We start from the raw sequence: 17,725 nt of genomic DNA, 5'->3' as shown, positions 1-17,725 counted from the left end.
GTGTCGTGAGCACGAGCCCGAACAGCGGCCAGACGCGGACCAGGGGGTCCGCGGCGGCACCGGCGGGCCCGCCGGTCACTGGATCCGCTTCTTCGCGCGGTGCTTGCGCACCTTGGAGACGACGAAGTAGACGGCGAACAGGACGACGGCGATGATCACGAGTTTCTGGAACGTGTCCGCGTACTGCTCGACGATGTGCCAGCTCTCGCCCAGGTAGAACCCGGCCATCACGAAGATGGTGTTCCAGATGAGGCTTCCGGCCGTGGTGAGGAGGAGGAACTTGCCGATCGGCATGCGTTCGATGCCCGCCGGTATGGACACGAGGCTCCGGAAGAGCGGGATCATGCGGCCGAAGAAGACGGCCCGGTAGCCGTGCCGGTCGAACCATGCCTCCACCTTGTCGACGTCCTCGAGGTCGATGAGCGGCACCCTGGACACGAGCCGCCGCATGCGGTCCCGGCCCAGCCACGCCCCGAGGGCGTACAGCGCGTAGGCGCCGACGACCGAGCCGATGGTGGTCCACAGGATCGCCTCGAACAGGGAGAAGTTGCCGCGGCTGGCGGTGAAGCCTGCCAGGGGCAGGATGACCTCGCTCGGCAGGGGCGGGAAGAGGTTCTCGAGGGCGATGGCCAGGCCGGCACCGGGCGCTCCGATGGTCTCCATCAGGTTCACCGCCCAGTCCGTGACGGCGCCGAGGGCCGAGCCGTCCGACGTCGTGGTCGCCGCTGCGACGTCGATCGTCTGGACTGTCTGGGTGATGCTCACGGTGTATCCGTCCCTCTCATGGTCCGTCCTGCGGGACGGTCGGCGTGCGGTGCTGGCAGGTGGTGCTGGCAGGTGGTGCTGGCAGGTGCGTCGGTCGACCGCTACTGCAGTGCGTCGACGAGGTGCGGCAGGAGCGCCCTGAACGCGATACCGCGGTGGCTGATCGCGTTCTTCTCCTCCGGGGCGAGTTCCGCGCACGTCCGGTCGAGTCCTTCGGGGACGAGGATGGGGTCGTAGCCGAACCCGCCCGCGCCACGCGGTGCGGTCAGGAGCGATCCCCGCAGCTCGCCGCGCTCGGTGTACCCGGCCGGCCCGCCGTCCGGGTGTGCGAGGGCCGCCGCGCAGACGAAGGCCGCGCCGCGCCGCTCCTGCGGGATGTCGGCGAGCTGCGCGAGGAGGAGGTCGAGGTTGGCGGCGTCGTCGCCGTGCCGGCCCGCCCACCGGGCGGAGAAGATGCCAGGGGCCCCGCCCAGGACGTCCACGGCCAGCCCCGAGTCGTCGGCGACGGCGAGGAGGCCGGTGGCCCGCGCGGTCTGCTCGGCCTTCAGCAGGGCGTTCTCCTCGAACGTGACACCGCTCTCGACGACGTCCGGGGCGCCGACGGCGGCGGCGTCGACGACCTGCGTGTCGACGTCGAGCCCGGGCACCTGCCCGCGGAGCAGCTCACGCAGTTCGCGCAGCTTGCCGGCGTTCCGGGTGGCGAGGACGAGCCGGGGCCGGGACGGCTCAGGCATCCTGCGAGTCCCGGAGGGTGTCGATCTGGATCTGCGTGAGCTGGGCCGTGCCCACCAGCGCGAGGTCGAGCAGGGCATCGAGTTCGGCGCGGTCGAAGGGCGCGCCCTCCGCGGTCCCCTGGACCTCGACGAAGGTACCCGACCCGGTGACGACGACGTTCATGTCCGTCTCGGCGCGCACGTCCTCGACGTAGGGCAGGTCGAGCATGGGGACGCCGTCGATGATGCCGACGCTCACGGCGGCGACGGTGTCCGTGAGCGGGGAGGCCGAGGCGGAGATGAGCTTCTTGTCCTTGGCGTACCGGATCGCGTCGGCGAGCGCGACATACGCTCCCGTGATCGCGGCCGTCCGCGTGCCGCCGTCGGCCTGCAGGACGTCGCAGTCGAGGACGATGGTGTTCTCGCCCAGCGCCTTCGTGTCGATGACGGAGCGCAGCGACCGTCCGATCAGCCGGGAGATCTCGTGCGTCCTGCCGCCGATCTTCCCCTTGACCGACTCGCGGTCGGAGCGCGTGTTGGTGGCGCGGGGAAGCATGGCGTACTCGGCGGTCACCCAGCCCTTCCCCTCCCCCTTGAGCCACCGCGGCACCCCGCTGGTCAGCGATGCCGTGCAGAGCACGCGGGTGTTGCCGAACTCGATGAGGGCCGATCCTTCGGCCTGCTTCGACCAGCCTCGCGTGATGGTGATGGTGCGCAGCTGATCGGGTGCCCGACCGTCCGCGCGGAGGACGGGGGCGGTGCTCCCGGGGGCAGGGACGGACGTCGGGTTCGCGGGGGTCATGGCTTCCAGTCTAGACGGGGACGCATGGGAGAACGCTGGCAGGGACGACCACCGCTCGTCACCGGGCGGGCCGGCGCCGTCCGTCAGACCGTGTAGGAGACACCGGCGACGGCGACGGCGAGGTGGCCGTCGTAGCTCTCGCGGGCCTCGCTCACGGCGACGTTGGCGTCGTTCCAGACCGGCAGGTGGGTCAGGAGGAGGCGCTTGGCCGACGCCCGGGTGGCGACGTCGCCCGCCCGCTTGCCCGTGAGGTGCACGCCGGAGATGCCGTCGTCGCGGCCTTCGTGGAATGCGGCCTCGCACAGGAAGATGTCCGCGTCGCGGGCGGCGTCCACCAGGCCGTCGCACGCGTCGGTGTCGCCGGAGTAGGTGATGACGCGCGTGCGGTCCACGCCGTCGGCATCGGCCTCGGCCACCTCGACGCGCAGCGCGTACGCCTCCTCGATGGGGTGGAGGACCTGGAACGGGGTGATCGTGAAGGGCCCTACCGTCACGGGGCCGCGGTCGGTCCAGGACTGGAAGTCGAAGTCCTCGTGCATGCCCGGGTCGGGGTCGAGTCCGTAGGCGCTGGCCATCCTGTCCGCCGTCGCCGCCGGTCCCCAGACGGGGATGCGGGGCAGCCCCCAGCCGGAGGGATCCCAGTGGACGGCGACGTGCAGGCCACACAGGTCCATGCAGTGGTCGGGGTGCAGGTGGGAGAGGAAGATGGCGTCGATCTCGCGGAGGTCCATGTGCCGCTGCAGTGCGCCGAGCGACCCGTTGCCGAGATCGAGGAGGATCCGCCAGGTGCGGCCCTGCCAGTGCGCGCTGAGCAGGTAGCAGGAGGCCGGTGACTGGGGGCCGGGGAAGGAGCCGCTGCACCCGACGATCGTGAGCTTCATGCCCGTGGGAACCCCGCGGCCGCGATCATCTCGGGCGTGATCCGCGCGAGGCTACCCGTCGGGTACTGCGCGGCCACGTGGTCCACGTGCTGCACGCTGAGCACCTCGGGGCCGAGGAAGCGGCGGGCGAGGACCTCGAATCCTGCGGCGTCGCCGGTCGCGATGAACCGATGCACGCCCGGTGCGGTGGTCTCGCGCTCGAGGCCGTGCAGGACGAGGGCGCGGTAGACGTCCTTGGCCGTCTCCTCGGCGCTCGAGACCAGGGTGACGGTGTCCCCCATGACGTAGGAGATGACGCCGGTCAGCAGCGGATAGTGGGTGCAGCCGAGCACGAGCGTGTCCACGCCCGCTGCCTTGAGGGGTCGGAGGTACTCCTCCGCCGTCCGCAGCAGGGCCTCACCGCCGGTGACACCGGCCTCCACGAACTCGACGAACGCAGGGCAGGCCACGGAGGTGATCTCCAGGTGCGGGGCGGCCGCGAAGGTGTCGTCGTAGGCGCGGGAGCCGACGGTCGCCGTCGTCCCGATGACGCCGATCCTGCCCGAGCGCGTGGCCGCGACGGCCCGGCGCACCGCGGGCTGGATGACCTCGATCACGGGGATGCCGTAGCGGGCCGTGTACCGCTCCCGCGCATCGCGGAGGACCGCCGCCGAGGCCGAGTTGCAGGCGATGACGAGCAGCTTGACGCCCGAGTCCACGAGTTCGTCCATCACCCCGAGCGCATGCGCGCGCACCCGGGCGATCGGCAGCGGGCCGTACGGGCCGTTGGCGGTGTCGCCGACGTACATGACGGACTCGTGGGGCAACTGGTCGATGACCGCTCGGGCGACCGTCAGTCCGCCGACGCCGGAGTCGAAGATCCCGATGGGCGCTTCGCTGCGGTCCGTGTTCGCTGGCTCTGGGCTCATGATCCTTCGACAATATGACGTGTCGCCGTTGAAAACTATTCGCCGATCCGTGGGTTCTGTCACAGCCCCTGTCCGACCGCACGCGGCCGGTCCGGTGGGCCGACGGGTCAGCGCTCCAGCTTCGCCGCTTTCAGCATCGCCTGCACGAGCGATTCCTGGAGCCACGTGATGAAGTTGTAGACGAGGGCGAGGTAGGACTCGACGTCGTCGACGTCCTTGGAGTCCGCGATGTCGTGGAGCCGTTCGGCGTCCTCCTCCGTCTCAATGCTCAACCGGTCCGCGAGGACCAGCCGGACGTCGTTGAGGGCCTGCGCGAGCAGGCGGGCCTGCTCCCCGGTGAGCGTCATGGGGCTGGACTCGAGGAGCAGCGCACTGCTGCGGAGGGCGCCGATCTTCTGCTCCCGCAGGGAGCGCTCCGTCAGGCGGCGGAAGGCGAGCGCTTCGTCGTCGTCGCCCCGCACGGCATCCGGCAGGAGGCGCCGGACGGCGGAATCCTCGGGGGCCGTGGCCTCGGCGTCGGCACCGGACATGCCGACCAGCGCCGCCAGCGGATCCTCGCTGGGAGCGGACTCGGGCTCGAGCATGGAGATGACGTCGTCGAGGAGGGCGCCGAGCAGGCGCGCCTCACCGGGCTCCAACGCTCCGGTGATGCCCCGGCGCGTCGATTTGAAGGGTTTCGCCATGGGGTCCGCCTACTCGCTTCCGGCTTTTTCGAAGGTGGCCCACAGCCCGTACGAGTGGAGGGCGACGGTGTCCTGCTCCACCTTCTCGCGGGTGCCCGAGACGACGGCGGAGCGGCCCTGCTCGTGCACTTCGAGCATGAGCGTGCGCGCCTTGGCCTCGCTGTAGCCGAAGTAGGACTGGAAGACGAAGCTCACATAGCTCATGAGGTTCACGGGGTCGTTCCACACCACCACGACCCAGGGCTGGTCGAGGTCGGTCTTCTCGGCCGTGCCCGTCTCTTCCCGGGTGTCGGTACCGGTTGCAAAGCCAACTGTCATGATCGCCATTCTAGGGCGGCTCGCCCGCGCGGGGTGGCCGGGTACTCTCTCGGCGGACGCCCGGCTATCGTTTTCAGGGTGACCGATGCCCTGACCACGAACCCGCCGGCCGCTGCCGGTCCCACACCGCCGGCGGTGACCGCGCCGAACAGTGCCCTGTTCACCGACCAGTACGAACTCACGATGCTGCAGGCCTCGCTGCACTCCGGGGCGGCCCACCGCCGCTCGGTGTTCGAGGCCTTCGCACGCCGCCTCCCCGCGGGCCGCCGCTACGGCGTCGTCGCGGGCACGGGGCGGCTGCTGGAGGCGCTGGCGGCCTTCAGGTTCGACGACGTGCAGCTCGCGTTCCTCAGCGACCACCGGATCGTCGACGACGCCACGCTCGCCTGGCTGGCCGGCTTCCGCTTCACCGGATCGATCTCCGGATACGCGGAGGGCGAGGCCTACTTCCCCAACTCCCCCATCCTGACGGTGGAGTCGACCTTCGCCGAGGCCTGCATCCTCGAAACGCTCATCCTGTCGATCCTGAACCATGACAGCGCCATCGCCTCGGCGGCCTCCCGCATGACGGGCGCCGCGGCAGGACGCCCCTGCATCGAGATGGGTTCGCGCCGCACGCACGAGGAATCCGCGGTGGCCGCGGCGCGCGCCGCGATCATCGGCGGCTTCGCCAGCACGTCCAACCTGGAGGCCGGCCGGCGGTACGGCGTCCCCACGGTGGGCACGGCCGCGCACTCCTTCACGCTCCTGCACGACTCCGAGCGGGCGGCCTTCGAGGCGCAGGTCGCCGCCCTCGGACGCAGCACCTCGCTCCTGGTGGACACGTACGACGTCGAACAGGGCGTCCGGACCGCCGTCGACGTGGCGGGGCCCGAGCTGGGCGCCGTCCGGCTGGACTCCGGCGACCTCGTGGCCCAGGCGCGGTGGGTGCGTGAACTCCTCGACGACCTCGGCAACCACCTCACGAAGATCGTCGTGACCTCCGACCTCGACGAGTTCGCCATCGGGCTGCTCGCCTCGGCGCCCGTCGACTCGTACGGCGTGGGTACGTCCCTCGTGACGGGCTCCGGCGCGCCGACCGCGGGCATGGTGTACAAACTCGTGAGCAGGCAGGACGACCACGGCACCTTCGTGTCCGTCGCGAAGGCGGCCAAGAACAAGGCGTCGGTCGGCGGACACAAGCGCGCGCTGCGCCGCCTCGACGAGCACGGCAGGGCGCAGGCCGAGATCGTGGGGATCGGCATCAGCCCCGGCGACGACGGCAACGACCGCCCACTGACGCAGCAGTTCGTCAGCGACGGCGTCGTGCTGCCCGGCTGGACCGGACCGGAGGCCGTCACCCGCGCCGCCGAGCGGCACCTGCGCTCCATCGCCGAACTGCCGGGAGCCGTCCGGCGGCTGCAGCGCGGCGAGCCCGTCATCCCCACCGAATACGAGGAGGCAGCATCATGACGCGCGCACTGATCATCGTGGACGTGCAGAACGACTTCTGTGAGGGCGGATCGCTCGCCGTCGTCGGGGGCGCGCAGGTGGCCGCCGACATCAGCGACCACATCGACGAGCACGCCGCACGGTACGACTACGTCGTCGCCACCCAGGACTGGCACATCGATCCGGGGACCCACTTCTCGGAGACGCCGGACTTCGTCGACTCCTGGCCCGTCCACTGCGTCGCGGACACCAAGGGCTCCGACTTCCACCCGGACCTCGACACCGAGAGCATCGACGCGGTGTTCCGCAAGGGTCGGTTCGAGGCCGCCTATTCCGGGTTCGAGGGCGTCAAGGCACCCGACGACGAGGTGCCGACCGGCGACCAGAAGCTCAGCGGGGCCGCCGTGGACAGCGATGAGGACCCGATGACCCTCGACGACTGGTTGCGGGACCACGACGTGGACGACGTCGTGGTCGTCGGCCTGGCGACGGACTACTGCGTCCGGGCGACAGCGCTGGACGCACTCCAGGCGGGCTACACGGTCACCGTGCAGGCCGGGCTCACGCGCGGCGTGCACGAGGACAGCTCCGAGGAGACCCTCGACGAGCTGGAGGCCGCGGGCGCCGAGCTGGTCCGCTAGGGCCTTCGCTCACTTCCTTACTTCTTCCCGATGAACCAGTCCTGCAGCTTCTGCAGGCGGCGCTGGAGCTGGTCCTCGTTGGCCTGCGCCACCGCGGGTCCCCCGCACTGGCGCCGCAGCTCCGTGTGGACCTGGCCGTGCGGCATCCCGGTGCGGGCCGCCCACGCCGAGACGTTCTTGGCGAGCAGGCCCCGCAGCTCCGTGAGCTGGCGGTGATCCACCACGAGCGGCTCGGCGGCGGGTGCTGCGGCCGGCCTGGACTTCCGGCGGACCTGCTGCTCCTGCTGGCGCTGGCGCAGCAGCTGGCCCACCTGGTCGGCGTCGAGCAGTCCGGGGATGCCCAGGAAGTCCTGCTCGTCCTCGCTGCCCATCTCGCCGCCGGTGCCGAACTCGCCGCCGTCGAAGAGGACGCGGTCGAAGGACGCCTGTGACTCGAGCGCCTCGAACTTCTGCTTGGTCAGGGAATCCGACGCCTTGTCCTCGCGGTTCGCGGCCTCCATGAGGGCGTCCTCGAGGCCGAACCCCTCGTCGTCCTTCTCCGGGCGGTCGAGCGCGTGGTCACGCTCGAGTTCGAGCTGGTTGGCCAGCGCCATGAGGTTCGGCACCGAGGGGAGGAAGATCGACGCCGTCTCCCCGCGCCGTCGCGCCCGGACGTACCGGCCGACGGCCTGGGCGAAGAACAGCGGGGTCGCCGTCGACGTCGCATAGACGCCCACCGCGAGACGCGGGACGTCGACGCCCTCGGACACCATGCGGACCGCGACCATCCAGCGCTTGTCCCCCGCGGAGAACTCCTCGATCTTCGAGGACGCCTTGGCGTCGTCGGACAGGATGACGGTCGGGGACTCCCCCGTGATCCGCTTGAGCTGGCCGGCGTAGGCGCGGGCGTCGTCGTGATCGGTGGCGATGACGAGGCCACCGGCGTCGTGCACGGTGCGCCGCACCTCGGTGAGGCGCTTGTCCGCGGCGGCGAGGACGGCGGGGATCCATTCGCCCGCCGGATTCAGTGCCGTCCGCCAGGCCTGGGCGGTGATGTCCTTCGTGACCGAGGCCTCACCGAGGGACGCCGCCATCTCCTCGCCCGCGCTCGTGCGCCAGCGCATCTGGCCCGAGTACGCCATGAACATGACGGGGCGCACCACGTGGTCCTTGAGGGCCTGGCCGTAGCCGTACGTGTAGTCGGCACGGGAGCGGCGGATGCCGTCGCGGTCCTCGGCGTACTCGACGAAGGGGATGGCCGCGGTGTCCGAGCGGAAGGGCGTCCCCGTGAGGGCGAGGCGGCGGGTCGCGGGCTCGAAGGCCTCACGGATGCCGTCGCCCCATGAGAGGGCGTCACCGCCGTGGTGGATCTCGTCGAGGATCACCAGGGTACGGGCGGCTTCCGTCTTGGCGCGGTGCAGCATGGGCTTGCTCGCGACCTGCGCGTAGGTCACGGCGACGCCGATGAACGCCCCGCCGTGACGTCCGTCGGCGTTCTTGAAGTTGGGGTCGATCGCGAGGCCCACCCGGGCTGCGGCGTCGGCCCACTGGCGCTTCAGGTGATCAGTGGGGGCGACGACCGTGACGCGGTTGACGATGCCCCGCTCCACGAGCTCGGTCGCCACGCGGAGCGCGAAGGTGGTCTTGCCGGCGCCGGGCGTGGCGACCGCGAGGAAATCGCTCGGGGATTCCTGGAAATACTTCTCCAGCGCTTCGCTCTGCCACTGGCGCAGCTTGGGGGCTGTCCCCCAGGCGGCGCGCTCCGGGTACGCGGGAGGCAGGGCTGCGCCGGCACCGAACAGGGTGTCATTACTCACGCCGGGACAGTACCTTCCATTGACTTTCTGGGGGAGAGACCGGGGCCGTCACCGGGTGACCGGGCCCCTCTCAGACCCGAAACTATACCTGCTGCCGTGAACACCCAGAGAGCCAGCCAGATCGCAACAAAGGTGGGGACGTGTCCCGGATCGGCGTCGTCGTGCAGGAGGGCGAAGAGGGCTCCCGCACCCGCCGTGCCCACCACCCCGCCGAGCTGGTCGGAGATCTGCAGGGCTGCCGAGTTGCGCCCCTGCTCGTTCGGCGCCGACAGTTTCAGCACCAGCACCGAGGTACTGGAGAGCGTCATGCCCATGGCGAAGCCCGACAGTCCCCACACCACGGCCAGCACCCACAGCGGCGCCTCCACCGCCGTGGCCAGAGCGAAGCCGCCGAGGCTCAGCGACAGGATGGAGGACCCGGCGACCAGCAGCCACTGGCGCGCGAAGGTCACGCGTGCCTGGACGAAGGACCCCGCGCTCCAGCCGAGCGCGCCGGCGCTCAGTGTCAGTCCTGCCGTTCCCGGGCTGATGTCGCGCGAGCTGACGAGCATGAGCGGGATGAAGGCCTCGGTGCCGAAGAACGCGACATTGACGAAGCCGCGCGTGGCGATGATGCTCGGCAACCCGCGCCCCAGGACCAGCGTGCCCTTCGGCAGCAGGGCGGGGAGCACGAGGAGGGCGACGACGACTCCCGCGGCCGCGAGGCTCACCAGCCCGACCACCGTCGCACCGCCGGGATCCTCGGTGTCCGCGAGATGGACCAGCGACCACTGCGCGGCGAAGACGCCGGAGGCCAGCGCGAGGCCACGCAGGGTGCGGGCCTTCGCCGATCCGGCGTCGGGGGCCTCGACCGGTCCCAGGTTCCTCGTCTTCGGCCAGACGATGACGACCGCGGCGAGCACGATCGGTACGACGCCGAGGAACACCCAGCGCCAGCCGAGGTGCTCGGTCACGAACCCGGCCACCACAGGACCGATCAGCGCGGGCAGCACCCACGCAGCCGCCAGCCAGCCGAAGACCACCGGCCGGGCCTTCTCCGGGAACGACCGCCCGATGACGACGTACACCGCGACGATCATGAATCCGCCGCCCAGCCCGGAGATGGCGCGGCCCACCGTCACGAGCCAGAAGGCGGGTGCGGCACCCGCGGCCAGCAGGCCGAGGACCATGAGGCCCAGCCCGACGGCGAGCGCAGGCCGGGGCCCCTTACGGTCACACCATGAGCCGGCGACGACCGTACCGAGCAGCGACGCCGTCAGGTACATCGAGAAGGCGAGGCCGTAGCTCGATTCCCCGGAGAGCTCACGCGCCACCGACGGCATGGCCGTCACCACGGCCATCGCCTCGAAGGCCGCGCACGTGATGATCGCCAGGATCCCGATGGTCAGGGGGCGCAGCTCGGGCGACATCGCCCCTCCGGTTGCACCCGTGGATGTATCCGCAGTCTTGCTCATGTCACCTCGGGTTCAGGTCGGGGCGCGTCCCGCCGCGAGTGATGGGGTACTCCCATCGGGGCGCACCAGTAGCGCCGACCATGGGCCGACGCCGAGTGGCGCGCCGAAGGTCCGCCGCTGTCAGTCCTTCGGCTTGTCGTTGCCGGGGCGGAGACCATTGTAGATCTCCTTGCACTCGGGGCAGACGGGGAACTTCTCGGGATCGCGTCCGGGGGTCCACACCTTGCCGCAGAGGGCGATCACGGGCTCGCCGGTGAAGGCCGACTCCATGATCTTCTCCTTGCGGACATAGTGCGCGAAGCGCTCTGCGTCGCCGGGCTCGACCTCCTGGCGGACTTCCTCACGCTCGATGGTCGCAGTCGAGCCACCGGTGCCGGGATCGCGTGGATCGTTTGCAAAGGGATCAGCAGGCATAGTCATGGAGCCAGTCTATCGCCCGTCCCCCGCGCCCTCGAGGCCCGGGGAGCACGCCCCGCATATCGGCGTCCGGAGTACGCCCGACCCCGGAATCGCATTGTCCGAGGGGCGCGACAATGGACTGGCGAGCGCCCGGATAATGTCGGTGGCGGGCGGGAGAATGTATTCATGAGGACGTCGACGGAACACGGGTTGGAACTCGATCGGATATCCGCTCGGATCACCGACCTGAGTGCCGAGAAAGCGCGGATCGACGCCGAACTCGCCGCGAGTACCGAAGAATTGCGGAAAGTCTTCGAGACGAAGATGATGGACCATTTCTGGCCCGGTCGGCCCGGACCGCACCGCACCAATCTCGCCGACACCACCACCGCCACGGAGATCGCCTGCCTGCTGCGCATCTCCGAACGCACCGCGCACCGTCTGGTCCAATACTCCGCCCTGCTGGTCAACTACCATCCCCGGACGCTCACCGCCCTCCGCGACGGTACGATCTCCTGGCCGCACGCCACCACACTCCTGCACGAATACCTCGGCCTGCCCCACCACGCCGCCGCCCGCCTCGAAGAGGCCCTGCTGCCCATCGCCGCGGACACCACCGTCTCCCGCCTGAGCTACCGGGCCCGCCGGCTCCGTACTCAGCTCCACCCCGAAGCCCTCGAGGAGCGCGCCCGCACCGCGGCCCAGGGACGGCGCGTGGACTTCGAACCCGCCGACGACGCCATGGCCTGGCTCCACGTCCACCTGCCGGCCACGGATGCCGCCGCCATCGATGCACGACTCACCTCCACGGCTCGCGCCCTCCAGGCCCCCACCGAACGCCGAACGCTCCCGCAGCTGCGCACCGACATCCTCACCGATCTCCTCCTCGGCGAGCCCGAACGCCAGGACGGCATACCCGGGCCCGATTCCGGCCCGGTGGCACCGGACGGATACCCGGTCCGGGCGCACATCAACGTCACCGTCCCGGTCCTGACCCTGCTCGGTGTCGACGACGCCCCCGCGGATCTGGAAGGCTACGGGCCCATTCCCGCCGACCTCGCCCGCCGGCTCGCCGCTCACGCACCCTCCTTCACCCGGCTCCTCACCCACCCCGAGACAGGGGCCGTCCTCAGCGTCGGACGCACCACGTACACCGTTCCCGCGGACCTGAAGAAGTGGTTGCGGGTCCGCGACCGCACGTGTCGACACCCGGGGTGCAGCGTCCCCGCGGCCCGCTGCGAACTGGACCACACCACCCCCTGGTCCCGCGGCGGACCCACCAGCCACGACAATCTCGCCCACCTCTGCCGCAAACACCACATGCTCAAGAGCGAAGGCCTCTGGCACTATGACCAGCCCGCGCCGGGCACCCTCGTCGCCACCTCACCTGCGGGCAGGACCTACGCCTGCGATCCCGAGCCTCCACCCTTCTGATTGGAACCACCACGTCGCAGGAGAACATCGGCGGGCTATCGGGTAGGAGCTTCGCAGCCGATTCCTCGGGGATTCTCGATGCAGTTCTCGCTCACGTTGTGCCCCTTGGTGCGCCAGATACTCATGAGGTGGGGCTCCGACACGACCGCCGCCTGACCGGCGACCGGCTGGAAGGGCCCTCCATCCACCGAGTAGTCACCGGCGAAGAAGGTCGTCAGCGTGAGCTGGAAATCACCGGTCTGCGTGTACTGGTGGCTCGTCGGCGTCTGGGTGTCGAAGGCAGCCCCGTCCACCGGGCCTCCCGGGGTGGTCGTCGTAGCGCTGGTCCCGTCGCCGTAGTTCCACTGGTAGGACACAGGGCGGGCCTTCAACACGATCGAGGCGTCCTGGAACTCGAAGGTGAACTCCTGCTCCCGCGCCTGCGCGTAGATGTTGGAGTGCGCATTCCTGAGCCCGAAGTTCGAGGGCTGCGACACGATGGTCGCTGCAAGGACGGGCTGCTTCTGGAACTCTTCGAGGGTGATCACGATCGGTATCTCCTCGGCGACCTCTGCTCCCTCGACCGGCGGTGCGGGAGGCTCTCCGGGATACATGCAGGACGACCTGCCGGTCGGCGTCCGAGTTGCCGGCTGTGCGTTGTTGTTCACCTCGATCCAGTTCACGAGGATGCCGTCGTCCTGGGCATCGCACTGGGCGTCCATGCGAGGGCAGGTCGCCGGATCCAGGGTACTCCCGGCGCCGGCAGTGCAGGCGCGGACGTAGGTGTAAGAGATCCCGTCGTCCTGAGGAAGCGCTACGGGCGTAGTGTCGAGTGCTGGCTTCTTTGCGGCCGGCTCACCCGCCCTGACAGTTTGTTTTCCTGACACAGCTGAGAACGACCCTTCCGATACAAACGCGCTGGGCGGATCTCTACGTTCCAAAGTGTTGGTAGTTGTAGGCACTGACTGCGCCTGAGCCAGCAAAAGAATGGTCAAACTCAAGCCGAGCGCACTCATCAGGTACCCTCAGGCTTCCCGTAGTCAAGAATTCTCCAGCCGTAACTCGAATGTGCCGCAAATATCACGTCGACAACCGGTTCCGGGGCTTTGTCAGTTCGAATAACTGTTCCATTGCTCTGATAGAAGGTAATATCAGATTGCTCATTAGTGACAAAAGCCTGTATAGAACCTTGGGTGTTGACGATGAAGTCAGTGCCGAAGTCGCTCATGGTGAAATTGCCACCACTAATATATTGGCCATCAGCGTAGATGCTCTGCACGATTTCAACGTACTTGTTGCAGGTGCGACACCCAGGATCAGTCACCGCCTCGAACGGCGCCCAATCATTCGTCTCGTAGCCGTAGGAGAACAGCTCGAGCCAGTACTCCGTGAAGGCCTCGAGCCCTTCGGCCGTGTTCTGGTCCGCGAGCGCCGGCTTCACTGGGACGGGGATGTTGGTGGCCGGACCGGCCGACGACGCCGGCGATGGTTCAGGTGCGGCCGAAGGGGTGGACGCCCCAGCGGTCGAGGGCGCAGCCGTTGACGGCGGCGGATCGGAAGTCGGTGCGGGCGAGGCGTCCGCACCGTTCTGGCAACCGGTCAGGAGCGCCAGCGCCACTGCTGCCCCGGCAAGGATCGGTGCTGCCCGTCGATGGCCCTCTGCACGCACAGGAAACACGCAACTCCCCCATCACTTCGCCGATCTCGCCGGAATGGGCCTCAGCATAGCCCGGAGCAGTCGGCGCCCAGAAGGTTATGCACAGCCGGGAGGGCAGCCGCGCTACTCGAGTCGAACCACCCTTGTCAGGCGGATCTGCTGGCCTTAGGGTGACCGTCGGCGTACGTCCGGACTGCCCGCCCGGGCCGCGGGAGCGCTCCGGGCAGGAGACCTGCGCGGCAGGTGGCCAAAGCTTCAGCGGTTCGCCGAGACCGCCAGCAGCAGTTCGGGAGCCCTGCGGTCGTACCATCGGCCTCCGGTCCGGATCCCGACCACCAGCAGGACTGCGCCGAGAACCACTCCGACCAGCAGGCTCAGCCACCCGAACAGTGCGTCCCCGGTCACGAAGTAGGCGATCGTCAGGGCGATCTCCGGCAGCGCCAGCAGCAGCATGACGATCCAGCCGATGAACTGCACGGCGAACATCAGGAAGTTCGTTCCCGGCGGTGTCTTGAAGGCGCTCTCCCCCGGGAGCGGAACGTTGTAGGTGTAGCGCGCGGACACGAGGCTCGACAGCCCGGTCCCAGTCAGTAGGAGACCGATCCCCAGGCCGAGCATCACCGGCAGGTCCTCGAGCCGTCCCATCATCAGCAGTGGACCCACGGTGAACACCAGGGTGGTCGGCACCGCGAACACCAGCAGTGCGAGCGCCCGGCCCAGACGATCGTCGCGTCCGCTGACCCCCGTCGAGAGGTGCAGGCTGAACGCCGTGTTGTCGTAGGAGATGTCGGCGGAGATGGACCAGGCCAGCAAGAATGCCGTGATCGGACCGAGGTACGCGAGGGCCCCGCCTCCACCGCCCGAGAAGAAGAGCAGCACGGCAATGAAGGGGATCACCACGAGCGAGGCGGAGTAGCGCGGATCCCGTAGCCAGTAGGTCAGGGCACGCGCGGCCACAGCACCCGCGGGCGTGGGCGGGAACCGGCCGAGCCACCCCAGGTTCCCACCCGCGCGCTTGGCCACGGCGTTGTACGGAGGAGTGACCAGCGCGTGGCTGAGGCTGCGGCTCCACAGCAGGAGGAACAGACCGAGCGTCCCGAGGCCGATCAGGAACCGGAGCGCAGCGATCCCGGCGTTGCCGGCGGCGACGTCGGCGGGCGCGGCCCACAGCGCACCCAGCGGCGTCCAGGCGAGGACGTCGGCCAGCGTGGCGGCGAAGCCGGGAGAGTTCTGGAACCCTGCCGTCACTCCCCCGATGATCGGCCCGAGGAAGATCAGCGGGATGAAGGCGACGATGCCGTTGATGTCCTTGAACCTGCGCGAGCCGGTCATGGAGGACACCGCCGTCGTCACCAGCCGTGAGGCGACCACACACAGCAGGACGGCGGCCAGCCCGCACACCAGGGCGGTCACCGCCGCGGCCGGATACCGGATCCAGGTGAACACCTGCGCCAGGGCGGCGACGAGGGTCACGACGCCCGGGATGCCCACGAGTCCACCGAGCACGAGCCCCGTGAGGAGCTGCCGCTGCGGGATGGCGAAGGTCACGAACCGTGCGGGGTCGAGCGTCATGTCGATACCGGTCGCTGCGATCGGGATCACGATCCAGCCGAGCACCACGGCGGATCCTCCGAGCACGAGGACGGTCCGGATGAACTCGGGGTCGGCTGCACCGAGGAACACGAGCCCGACCACGATCGTCCCCAGGACGCCGAGCCCGTACAGGCCGCCGAGGATCACGCCGACCAGCTGCGCGGTGCTCCGCTTGAGCGAGTTGCGCAGGAGGAGGAGCTTCAGCTTCAGGAGGTCCGCAACCACGACAGCCCCTCCGACGTGTTGCGTCCACCCACGAGTTCCACGAAGCGGTCCTCCAGCGTCGCGTCGCCGCGGACCTCGTCGATCGTCCCTGCGGCGAGGACGGTGCCCGCGGCGATGACGGCGACGTGGTCGCACATGCGCTGCACGAGGTCCATGACGTGGCTGGAGACGATGACCGACCCTCCGGACTCCACGTAGCCGGCCAGGATGTCGCGGATGTTCGCGGCCGAGACCGGATCCACGGACTCGAACGGCTCGTCGAGAACCAGCAGGCGGGGGGCGTGGATGAGGGCGGAGGCGAGCGCGATCTTCTTCGTCATGCCCGCCGAGTAGTCCACCACGAGCGTGCCGGCGTCGTTCGCGAGATCGAGCGCACGCAGCAGGTCGCCGGTCCGTTCGGCGACGGTCTCACGGTCCATGCCGCGCAGCAGTCCTGCGTAGGTGACCAGCTGCTCACCGGTCAGCCGGTCGAACAGCCGGACGCCGTCGGGCAGGATCCCCATGAGCTTCTTGGCTTCCAGCGGCCGGCCCCAGACGTCGACGCCGTGGACGAGCACCTGCCCGAAGTCGGGGCGGAGCAGACCCGTCGCCATCGAGAGTGTGGTGGTCTTGCCGGCACCGTTCGGCCCGACGAGCCCGTAGAAGGACCCCTGCGGGACCTCGAGGCTGACGCCGTCGACGGCGATCTTCTCGCCGAACCGCTTGGCCAGCCCGCGGATGCTGAGGGCGGCGCTGCCGGCTCGCCCCCCGGGTTCGTTCTCGACGGATGGCGACGGCGCAGGGGAACTCATGGCTCCACGCTAGCAACGCGCCGCTCCGCCGATCGTCATCCCAAAGGAGGAAAAGGGCGTCGTCAGTAGGACCCGGCACGCTCGTACTGCGGGGCGGGTGCCAGCTCGTGTCCGAGCTCGTGGGCAGCGCGCATCCACCAGTGCGGGTCGCGCAGGGCGGCCCGCGCGATGAGCACGACGTCGGCCCGCTCCCCGCGGATGATCTCCTCCGCCTGGCCCGCATCATCGATGAGGCCGACGGCGCCCGTCGGGACGCCGGAGGACCGCACCTCCTCGGCGAGTGACACCTGATAGCCCGGCCCCACGGGGATGGCGGCGGCCGGGACCGCACCGCCCGAGGACACGTCGACGAAGTCGACGCCCTCCTCGGCCGCCCGCTTCGCCAGCCGGGCGGAGGTGTCGCCGTCGAGCCCGCCCTCGGTCCAGTCCGACGCCGAGATGCGCAGCAGGAGCGGCATGCCCTCCGGGATGGCCCGGCGGACCGCCCGGACGACCTCGAGCGTGAGCCGGAACCGGGCCTCCTCCGAGCCGCCCCAGCCGTCGGTCCGCGTGTTGACCAGGGGTGAGAGGAACTGGTGCAGCAGGTAGCCGTGCGCGGCGTGGATCTCCATCGTGTCGAACCCCGCCTCCACGGCGAGCGACGCGGCGGCGCCGAAGTCGCGGATGACGTGCTGGATGTCCTCCTCCGTCATCGCGCGCGGCGCGGCGTACGCGCCGAACGCCTCGTCCGTGGGACCGAGGGTCTGCCAGCCGCCGTCGGCCTCCGGCACCGAGTCGCGCCTGCCGCTGAACGGCCAGTACGTCGAGGCCTTCCGGCCTGCATGGGCGAGCTGGACCGCGGTCTTCGTCCCGACGGCGCTGTGCTCGTGGATGAAGTCGTTGATCCGGCGCCACGCCTCGGCCTGCTCCCGCGTGTAGATACCGGCGTCGCGCGGGCTGATCATGCCCTCGGGGCTCACCGCGGCCGCCTCGGTGATGATGAGCGCCGCACCGCCGAGGGCGAACTGCCCGAGGTGCACGAGGTGCCAGTCGGTCGGCACGCCGGCGGCGCCGACGGGGTCGCACGAGTACTGGCACATCGCTGCGACCCAGCCGCGGTGCGGCAGCTCGAGGGATCGGAGCGTCAGCGGATCGAACAGGCCGGGCACGCCGGCCGGGGAAGCTGCGGGAGTCATCGTGGTCCTCTGGTGGAGAGTGGGTCGACGCCGGGGCGCCCGGCAGGGCGTCCGGGAGGGCGTCCGGGAGGGCGTCCGGG

18 protein-coding genes are annotated in these 17,725 nt (G+C 69.8%); 3 read left to right on the top strand and 15 right to left on the bottom strand.

Annotated elements, in window-relative coordinates; all coding sequences use genetic code 11:
- Positions 1 to 75 precede the first annotated feature (75 nt).
- The 7 genes from AC4D2E_RS04215 to clpS all read right to left on the bottom strand — a co-directional run bounded on the left by AC4D2E_RS04215 (position 76) and on the right by clpS (position 5,070).
- Complete coding sequence (locus AC4D2E_RS04215) at positions 76 to 765, bottom strand: DedA family protein (protein WP_490909598.1); 690 nt, start codon at positions 763 to 765, stop codon at positions 76 to 78.
- 101 nt (positions 766 to 866) lie between these two features.
- The gene (rdgB, locus tag AC4D2E_RS04210; protein ID WP_490951745.1) at positions 867 to 1,499 is read right to left on the bottom strand and encodes an RdgB/HAM1 family non-canonical purine NTP pyrophosphatase; all 633 of its coding nucleotides are present in this window, start codon (positions 1,497 to 1,499) and stop codon (positions 867 to 869) included.
- A complete protein-coding gene (gene rph / locus AC4D2E_RS04205; protein WP_490951744.1) occupies positions 1,492 to 2,280 on the bottom strand; it encodes a ribonuclease PH in 789 nt (262 codons plus the stop codon). The genes rdgB and rph overlap by 8 nt, the downstream gene beginning before the upstream one ends.
- Positions 2,281 to 2,363: 83 nt before the next feature.
- Positions 2,364 to 3,161: an MBL fold metallo-hydrolase gene (locus AC4D2E_RS04200; RefSeq protein ID WP_104165614.1), complete on the bottom strand. Its 798-nt coding sequence runs from the start codon at positions 3,159 to 3,161 to the stop codon at positions 2,364 to 2,366.
- Positions 3,158 to 4,069, bottom strand: coding sequence for a glutamate racemase (gene murI, locus AC4D2E_RS04195; RefSeq protein ID WP_490951743.1), 912 nt, complete (start codon positions 4,067 to 4,069; stop codon positions 3,158 to 3,160). Before murI ends, AC4D2E_RS04200 begins: the two co-directional genes overlap by 4 nt.
- Positions 4,070 to 4,176: 107 nt before the next feature.
- Positions 4,177 to 4,752, bottom strand: a complete 576-nt coding sequence (locus AC4D2E_RS04190; RefSeq protein ID WP_104165618.1) for a DUF2017 domain-containing protein — start codon at positions 4,750 to 4,752, stop codon at positions 4,177 to 4,179.
- A 9-nt stretch (positions 4,753 to 4,761) separates the two neighbouring features.
- Positions 4,762 to 5,070: an ATP-dependent Clp protease adapter ClpS gene (gene clpS, locus AC4D2E_RS04185; RefSeq protein ID WP_490909601.1), complete on the bottom strand. Its 309-nt coding sequence runs from the start codon at positions 5,068 to 5,070 to the stop codon at positions 4,762 to 4,764.
- Between the two features lie 183 nt (positions 5,071 to 5,253).
- Between clpS and AC4D2E_RS04180 the strand changes: the two genes are divergently transcribed.
- On the top strand, positions 5,254 to 6,522 hold the full coding sequence (locus AC4D2E_RS04180; RefSeq protein ID WP_490910520.1) for a nicotinate phosphoribosyltransferase: 1,269 nt from the start codon (positions 5,254 to 5,256) through the stop codon (positions 6,520 to 6,522).
- A complete protein-coding gene (locus tag AC4D2E_RS04175; RefSeq protein ID WP_490909602.1) occupies positions 6,519 to 7,142 on the top strand; it encodes an isochorismatase family protein in 624 nt (207 codons plus the stop codon). The genes AC4D2E_RS04180 and AC4D2E_RS04175 overlap by 4 nt, the downstream gene beginning before the upstream one ends.
- Positions 7,143 to 7,159: 17 nt before the next feature.
- On the opposite strand, the gene AC4D2E_RS04170 is transcribed toward AC4D2E_RS04175, so the two are convergent.
- The 3 genes from AC4D2E_RS04170 to AC4D2E_RS04160 all read right to left on the bottom strand — a co-directional run bounded on the left by AC4D2E_RS04170 (position 7,160) and on the right by AC4D2E_RS04160 (position 10,812).
- Positions 7,160 to 8,938, bottom strand: coding sequence for a DEAD/DEAH box helicase (locus AC4D2E_RS04170; RefSeq protein ID WP_490909603.1), 1,779 nt, complete (start codon positions 8,936 to 8,938; stop codon positions 7,160 to 7,162).
- Positions 8,935 to 10,392, bottom strand: coding sequence for an MFS transporter (locus AC4D2E_RS04165; RefSeq protein ID WP_490909604.1), 1,458 nt, complete (start codon positions 10,390 to 10,392; stop codon positions 8,935 to 8,937). The genes AC4D2E_RS04170 and AC4D2E_RS04165 overlap by 4 nt, the downstream gene beginning before the upstream one ends.
- Positions 10,393 to 10,512: 120 nt before the next feature.
- Positions 10,513 to 10,812 carry a DUF3039 domain-containing protein gene (locus AC4D2E_RS04160; RefSeq protein ID WP_104165625.1) on the bottom strand — a complete coding sequence of 100 codons (300 nt, stop codon included), beginning with the start codon at positions 10,810 to 10,812 and terminating at the stop codon, positions 10,513 to 10,515.
- A gap of 165 nt (positions 10,813 to 10,977) precedes the next feature.
- Between AC4D2E_RS04160 and AC4D2E_RS04155 the strand changes: the two genes are divergently transcribed.
- Entirely contained in the window at positions 10,978 to 12,225 is a 1,248-nt protein-coding gene (locus AC4D2E_RS04155; protein ID WP_490951742.1) for an HNH endonuclease, read from the top strand.
- 35 nt (positions 12,226 to 12,260) lie between these two features.
- On the opposite strand, the gene AC4D2E_RS04150 is transcribed toward AC4D2E_RS04155, so the two are convergent.
- The 5 genes from AC4D2E_RS04150 to AC4D2E_RS04130 form a co-directional block, all read right to left on the bottom strand.
- Positions 12,261 to 12,926, bottom strand: a complete 666-nt coding sequence (locus tag AC4D2E_RS04150; RefSeq protein ID WP_490951741.1) for a PKD domain-containing protein — start codon at positions 12,924 to 12,926, stop codon at positions 12,261 to 12,263.
- Between the two features lie 293 nt (positions 12,927 to 13,219).
- Positions 13,220 to 13,882 carry a DUF6318 family protein gene (locus AC4D2E_RS04145; RefSeq protein WP_490951740.1) on the bottom strand — a complete coding sequence of 221 codons (663 nt, stop codon included), beginning with the start codon at positions 13,880 to 13,882 and terminating at the stop codon, positions 13,220 to 13,222.
- Between the two features lie 234 nt (positions 13,883 to 14,116).
- Positions 14,117 to 15,679: a transporter gene (locus AC4D2E_RS04140; protein ID WP_490951739.1), complete on the bottom strand. Its 1,563-nt coding sequence runs from the start codon at positions 15,677 to 15,679 to the stop codon at positions 14,117 to 14,119.
- The gene (locus AC4D2E_RS04135; protein ID WP_258069703.1) at positions 15,661 to 16,470 is read right to left on the bottom strand and encodes an ABC transporter ATP-binding protein; all 810 of its coding nucleotides are present in this window, start codon (positions 16,468 to 16,470) and stop codon (positions 15,661 to 15,663) included. Before AC4D2E_RS04135 ends, AC4D2E_RS04140 begins: the two co-directional genes overlap by 19 nt.
- A gap of 62 nt (positions 16,471 to 16,532) precedes the next feature.
- A complete protein-coding gene (locus AC4D2E_RS04130) occupies positions 16,533 to 17,645 on the bottom strand; it encodes an NADH:flavin oxidoreductase/NADH oxidase (protein ID WP_490951738.1) in 1,113 nt (370 codons plus the stop codon).
- Positions 17,646 to 17,725: the final 80 nt, after the last annotated feature.

Source organism: Arthrobacter sp. TJ-265, assembly GCF_058269135.1.
Note: the sequence above shows the minus strand (reverse complement) of the source record. Positions and strands in the feature narration are given on the sequence as shown.